We start from the raw sequence: 5,534 nt of genomic DNA, 5'->3' as shown, positions 1-5,534 counted from the left end.
AGCATGATAGGAGCTACGAACTAAAGGGCCAGAACGAACATGATAAAAGCCCATTTGTTTAGCGATCGCTCCAAGCTGGTCAAACTCTTCTGGGGTCCAATATTTTTGCACGGGCAAATGTGCTAGGGAAGGTCGCATATACTGGCCTAAAGTTATGCGATCGCATCCTACTCTTCTCAAATCTGCCATTGCTTCTACTACTTCAGTTTCTGCTTCTCCATGTCCCAACATTAACCCAGACTTAGTGGGAATATTAGGGTTAAACTCCTTAACAATTCGCAATACATCAAGCGATCGCTCATACTTTGCCCCACGACGGACAGGACCTTGCAAACGCCGTACTGTTTCTATATTATGGTTATAACAAGCAGGTTGAGCATTCACAACTACCTCTATCCGTCTTCTTTGTCTTTCAGTTAAAGAAACAGACAACTTATCAACACCCACTCCATTCTGACCACCCCAAAAATCAGCAGTCAAGACCTCTATTTTCGCCTCTGGGTTCCGCTTTCTAATAGCCGTCATTGTTGCTACAAACCAACTAGCACCACCATCTGACAAATCATCCCTAGCCACAGAAGTCAGTACCACATATTCCAAACCCAACAATTCCACAGCTTCAGCTACTTTTTCCGGTTCCTTGGGGTCTAAGGGAATTGGAGCGTGACCCTTATCCACTTGACAAAATGCACAAGACCTTGTACAAGTAGGACCCATCAACAAAAAAGTAGCTGTCTTTTGAGCATAACATTCACCTCGATTAGGACAGCGACCTTCCTCACAGATTGTATGGAGCTGACGCTGCTTGATAATTTTCTGTACAGTAGAAATCTCACTAGCTTTGCCCAAAGAGGGACGTAGCCACTTTGGCATACTCTGAATTTGGGCTTTCATATCTACTTGATTGACCATTTTTTTGTAGCCTTGACATTTTTCCAACGTTGCGCAATTGCGACAGTGCGGGATTCCTAAGTCTCACGACTTAGGTTTTCTGCTTCTGGGGTACCTGCCTCTAAGGCCATTCCCTCTTTCCGGTCTTGCGGTGGCTCTACAGTACGTAGCCAATCAAACCACTCCCCTAGTCACTGCGAGCGCAGCAGCCTGGTGGATCATAACACATTATTGTGAGAAGCGCAACATTGATTTGTATGCCGTGATGACACTCTACTAAAATAGAGTGCATCTCTTCGAGAGAGGTTATCATAAAAAATTAAAAATAATATAGCAGTCGCCAGAGCGGTTAGGACATTCTCGCTCCTCTCAAATATATTCACAGCAAGAATTTAACTTCTGACTTCTGACTTGTGACTTGTGACTTCAGCTATAACTTTGTGGGTTTCTATATCAAGAACAGGTGAATATTAAAGCCAAGATTTAGCTATACTTATGGCTGACTATAAGAATATAGATAAGATTAATTTGAAAACACCAACTCATCACTGGAGGTGCTAGTCGTGGCAGGACACAAAATTTTAGTTATTGATGATAGTAAAGTCATTAGAGTAAGAGTCCAAGAAATGCTTCCTCAAGGAAACTTTACTGTTATAGAAGCAAAGGACGGCCAAGAGGGATTGAAATTTATTGTTAAGGAACGCCCTAACTTGATTATGTTAGATTTTCTATTACCAAAAGTTACTGGTTGGGAGGTATTTCAAAAAATTCAATCCGACTCTAAACTAAAAAAGATTCCCTTAGTTCTCATGTCAGGTCGCAAGGAAGAGGTAACAGATAAAATTCCTGAACCTTTCAATAAACATTATTTTGCTTTTCTAGAAAAACCTTTTGAGAAAAAAGAATTAACTGCAGCTATTAAGTCTGCCTTTGATTTGGCCAAAAGACGTCCTCCTGAGCAAGTCGATGCTGGTTCGGGGGGTAGTTCTGAAGAGATTCAGGCGTTACAAGCTCAAGTTAAGAAAATGCAGGCTGAAATTGTAGCATTGAAAAAACAAATGACTCAACTTGTGACTATTGTCAAACAAAAGTTGAAGTAGTGAAATTAGACATTAAGTATTGCTTCTTGATTACTCTAATATTTTTTCCCCCAGGAATATTTATACATTTTGGGCATTGGCATTATTTATCTTGACATACTCCCAATTGCAATGGTTGGGAGACAAAACCCCCTGCTAGATAAAATGTCTGGCAAATTAACCATTATAGTAGAGACTTTGTATGCAAGGTTTCTAATCCATTTCTTTGTAACAATGTCTTGAATAAATTTTCTATCAAATCTTCCAATCACTGGCGCAGATCGCTGCTATTTATTAAGTACAGTTTCAATACTCAGAAGTCTGGTTTATTTGTAAATCAATCAAATATTTATGGTATGTTCCGACCTAACCCGACTTCTCTACCTCAGTTATATTTTATTAAGTCCAGCTCGATCGATAAATGGTATAAGAGTTGGGGCTAGTAACTGTTGGCTATAGCGTGTCTTAAGTTACTGAGGTACAGTTGTTTTTCTTCTTTTATATTCCCTATTCCCTACTCCCTATTCCCTACTCCCTAAAACCAACAAATTTTGTACCTCACCAGTATGGGAACTGCTATATAATCTAGTACAATCTATAATAATCAGCAATTATCTGTTTTATGCTACTAGGATTCAAAACCGAACTGCACCCAAATAAACAGCAAAAAATCATGCTTGCTAAACACGCGCTTTGTTGCAAGCAAGACACGCCTGGAATTGAGGATTATGGTTAACCAGAAATATATTGCAGCATAACCTACTTCACCCAGATAGCAAAATCAAATTCCTTACTGCTATTGACTTACATAAACTTTTAGTAGCAATGGTCAAGCCGGAATGTTCTTGGTATTATCAGGTATCTAAATGCTCTCCTCAATATGCTTTGAGGTATTTGTCAGAAGCTTGGAAAAGATGTTTTTTGCTCATTTCAGGTCAACCCAAATTTCAGAAAAAAGGTAGAATTTAAGTTCAATGAAATTGATGTTACAGTAATTGTTCAACCGTTCTACTGAACTTACTCAAACTTACCCAAAATCATATTTGAGCTTTGGAGTCTAGCTTCCTGCTTCTGTGAGAACCACTGACCACAGTCTGTAACTTATTCTCAAGAGCAGGCTTAACATCGGTGGGAACTCCACCTACTAATACACATAGTTTTCGTGCGTTTACAGCAGCATTAATTGTTTTTTGCTGATTATTAACTTTTAACCTGCAATTAGATTAATTTCATTTTAATTGGTCATCTACCTGCAATAAATCTATGACATTGATTAGATAACAAGACAAAGAATGCACAATTGTCTACAATATTGTCCAATTATTAGCCCTGCTCATTCTCCTGAGTAAAAGAAAAATAAATTATGGTACTAGATTCAGAATTTCTCGCTCAACTCAAAACTTCTACCCCTCGACTACTGAATTTACTCGCAGGTTTTTCTCAAGTTGAAGTCTTAGTAGTGGGAGATTTAACCCTGGATGAATTTATGACTGGTCAAGTGGAGCGTATTTCTCGTGAAGCACCAGTATTAATTCTGCGTCACGAAACTACAGATAGAGTACCTGGGGGTGGAGCTAATGCGGTTTATAATTTTGCTAAGTTGGGCGCTAAAGTTAAGGTTGTTGGTTTGTTAGGAAAAGACGATCAAGGTATTGCACTGCGTCACATTTTTGAATCTGCTGGAGTTGATACTACTGGAATTTTAGTTGACTCTAACCGCCCCACAGTGACTAAAACTAGAATCTCAGGTCATGCTCGTCAGTCTGTAACTCAACAAATTGTTAGGGTAGATCGAAAATCTGATGATTTGCCAGAAGTTTATTTGCAAGTGCAACTGGCGGAGTGTATTCAGCGACAAGTTGGTACAGTAGATGCAGTAATTTGTTCAGACTATGGAGATGGTGTTCTCACAGCAACAGTTATAGAAGCAGCTATATCTCATTCTCAAAGAACTATTGTAGATACTCAGAAAGATTTACAACGTTACAAGGGTGCAACTCTATTTACTCCTAATCTTCCCGAAGCGGAGAAAGCTGTGGGATATGCAATTACTAATTTTGATACTCTTTATCAAGCAGGGTGTGACTTGTTGCAGTTAACAGATGCAGAGCAAATTTTAATTACTCGTGGTGAAGAAGGAATGACTTTGTTTGACCGCATAAATAGTTCAAGTGCTAGTTCAAATGCACCCCCACCTTCTTTTACTATTTCTGATACTGATGATGCTGCCATTTATTGTTGGCATATTCCTGCTTTTAACCGGACTGATGTTTTTGATGTGACTGGTGCTGGGGATACGGTTGTTGCTGCTTTAACTTTAGCTTTGGGTGTTGGTGCTTCGACTTGGGAAGCTGTAGTTTTGGGAAATTTGGCTGCTAGTGTGGTAGTGCGTAAGTTTGGTACGGCGACTACAACAGTGGATGAGTTGCGGGAGACTTTAGAGGTGCTTGTGGGTTAAGTTAGGAGTCAGGAGTCAAGAGTCAGGAGTCACTAGGTAGAAAGGAGTAGGGGCCGCCGTTCACCCCTACAGGCAATACAGATAATTCAAAATCTCGTGAGTTGACGGAATATTATTATGTTAGAACAAGTGTTTAATTTAGCTAAACAACTTCCTGTTTCCGAACAAATTAGTTTAATTAAAAAAATGATAGTTGAACTTAGGAAAAATCAATCTTCTCGATATTCTTTATGCCTATAGAAAAATTACAGTCGGAATTGGCTAAAGATTTAGCGGAGGCAGGATATAAATCAAGAGAGGATATAGTGAATTTATTACGAGCAGTGAGATCGGAAATTTCACAAGAACGTAAGCAATGTTATTCACTTAATAATTAGGGCTTGCTGATTAAATCTAAAAGTATTCGAGGATAACGGTTTTAGCCTTTTTAAGTCTTGAAAAATTACAAGGTTTTCCTTCTAGGGATCTCAAAAAGTTAGGTTCTTGGGTTGACGTGAGGCAGAAAAATCAAGGGATAATTTTTCCTCCTGCCTCCTGGCTCATTCCCCATTCCCCATTCCCCATTCCTCCTGACTCCTGTACGGGCGATTCGCGAATCGTCCCTACGACTCCTGACTCCTACTGTTACCCATAAGACTTTTTCAGCAAACCCTAATTAAAGTCATGCTACAGAATGTTGGGTTGAAGAATGAAACCCAACCTACGCAATTACATCTGATAATTATTGATTCACAGGCAGTAAAAAATACTTGTAATGCTAGTATCAACTCCAAAGGATTGGCGTTGGTGAAATAAGGTATGAAATTCAACTAGCGGTAGATTTTAAGCCAAAACAAGAGTGCGAATTATACCTATTTCTGCCTCGCGGTCGTCACCGAAAAACTCCTTTCTAACTCCTAACTCCTGACTCCTGACTCCTGTCAAATCATACAATCATTCACCAACGCCAAAAATATGTATCCTACCATTACTATGCAGGAGTATCCATTATTCTATAGCGCTACTTGAATCGGGAATAGGGAATAGGTATGGAGGGAATAGTAAACGGTTAAAAGGTTTCAGGGTTTAGAAATGTCAAGAGCCTTAATGCGTAGTGCTATAGTTGA

The 5,534-nt window shown here is 39.3% G+C and carries 7 protein-coding genes; 6 read left to right on the top strand and 1 reads right to left on the bottom strand.

Translation table 11 applies throughout. The features are described from left to right. On the bottom strand, positions 1-912 hold a 912-nt coding region (gene lipA, locus F6K22_RS29985; protein WP_293106599.1), incomplete at its 3' end, for a lipoyl synthase. Between the two features lie 542 nt (positions 913-1,454). On the opposite strand from lipA, the gene F6K22_RS29980 reads away from it, so the two are divergent. From F6K22_RS29980 to F6K22_RS29955, 6 genes are all read left to right on the top strand, one after another. Beyond that, positions 1,455-1,991, top strand: a complete 537-nt coding sequence (locus F6K22_RS29980) for a response regulator (protein ID WP_293106596.1) — start codon at positions 1,455-1,457, stop codon at positions 1,989-1,991. Positions 1,992-2,592: 601 nt separating this feature from the next. Then, complete coding sequence (locus tag F6K22_RS29975; RefSeq protein WP_293106593.1) at positions 2,593-2,706, top strand: helix-turn-helix domain-containing protein; 114 nt, start codon at positions 2,593-2,595, stop codon at positions 2,704-2,706. A gap of 11 nt (positions 2,707-2,717) precedes the next feature. Next, the gene (locus tag F6K22_RS29970) at positions 2,718-2,939 is read left to right on the top strand and encodes a hypothetical protein (protein ID WP_293106591.1); all 222 of its coding nucleotides are present in this window, start codon (positions 2,718-2,720) and stop codon (positions 2,937-2,939) included. 394 nt (positions 2,940-3,333) lie between these two features. Further along, the gene (locus F6K22_RS29965; protein WP_293106589.1) at positions 3,334-4,428 is read left to right on the top strand and encodes a bifunctional heptose 7-phosphate kinase/heptose 1-phosphate adenyltransferase; all 1,095 of its coding nucleotides are present in this window, start codon (positions 3,334-3,336) and stop codon (positions 4,426-4,428) included. A 117-nt stretch (positions 4,429-4,545) separates the two neighbouring features. Further along, positions 4,546-4,668, top strand: coding sequence for a hypothetical protein (locus F6K22_RS29960; protein ID WP_293106586.1), 123 nt, complete (start codon positions 4,546-4,548; stop codon positions 4,666-4,668). Next, on the top strand, positions 4,659-4,805 hold the full coding sequence (locus F6K22_RS29955; RefSeq protein ID WP_293106583.1) for a hypothetical protein: 147 nt from the start codon (positions 4,659-4,661) through the stop codon (positions 4,803-4,805). Before F6K22_RS29960 ends, F6K22_RS29955 begins: the two co-directional genes overlap by 10 nt. Positions 4,806-5,534: the final 729 nt, after the last annotated feature.

It is taken from the genome of Okeania sp. SIO2F4 (assembly GCF_010672385.1).
Taxonomy (GTDB): Bacteria; Cyanobacteriota; Cyanobacteriia; order Cyanobacteriales; family Microcoleaceae; genus Trichodesmium.
Note: the sequence above shows the minus strand (reverse complement) of the source record. Positions and strands in the feature narration are given on the sequence as shown.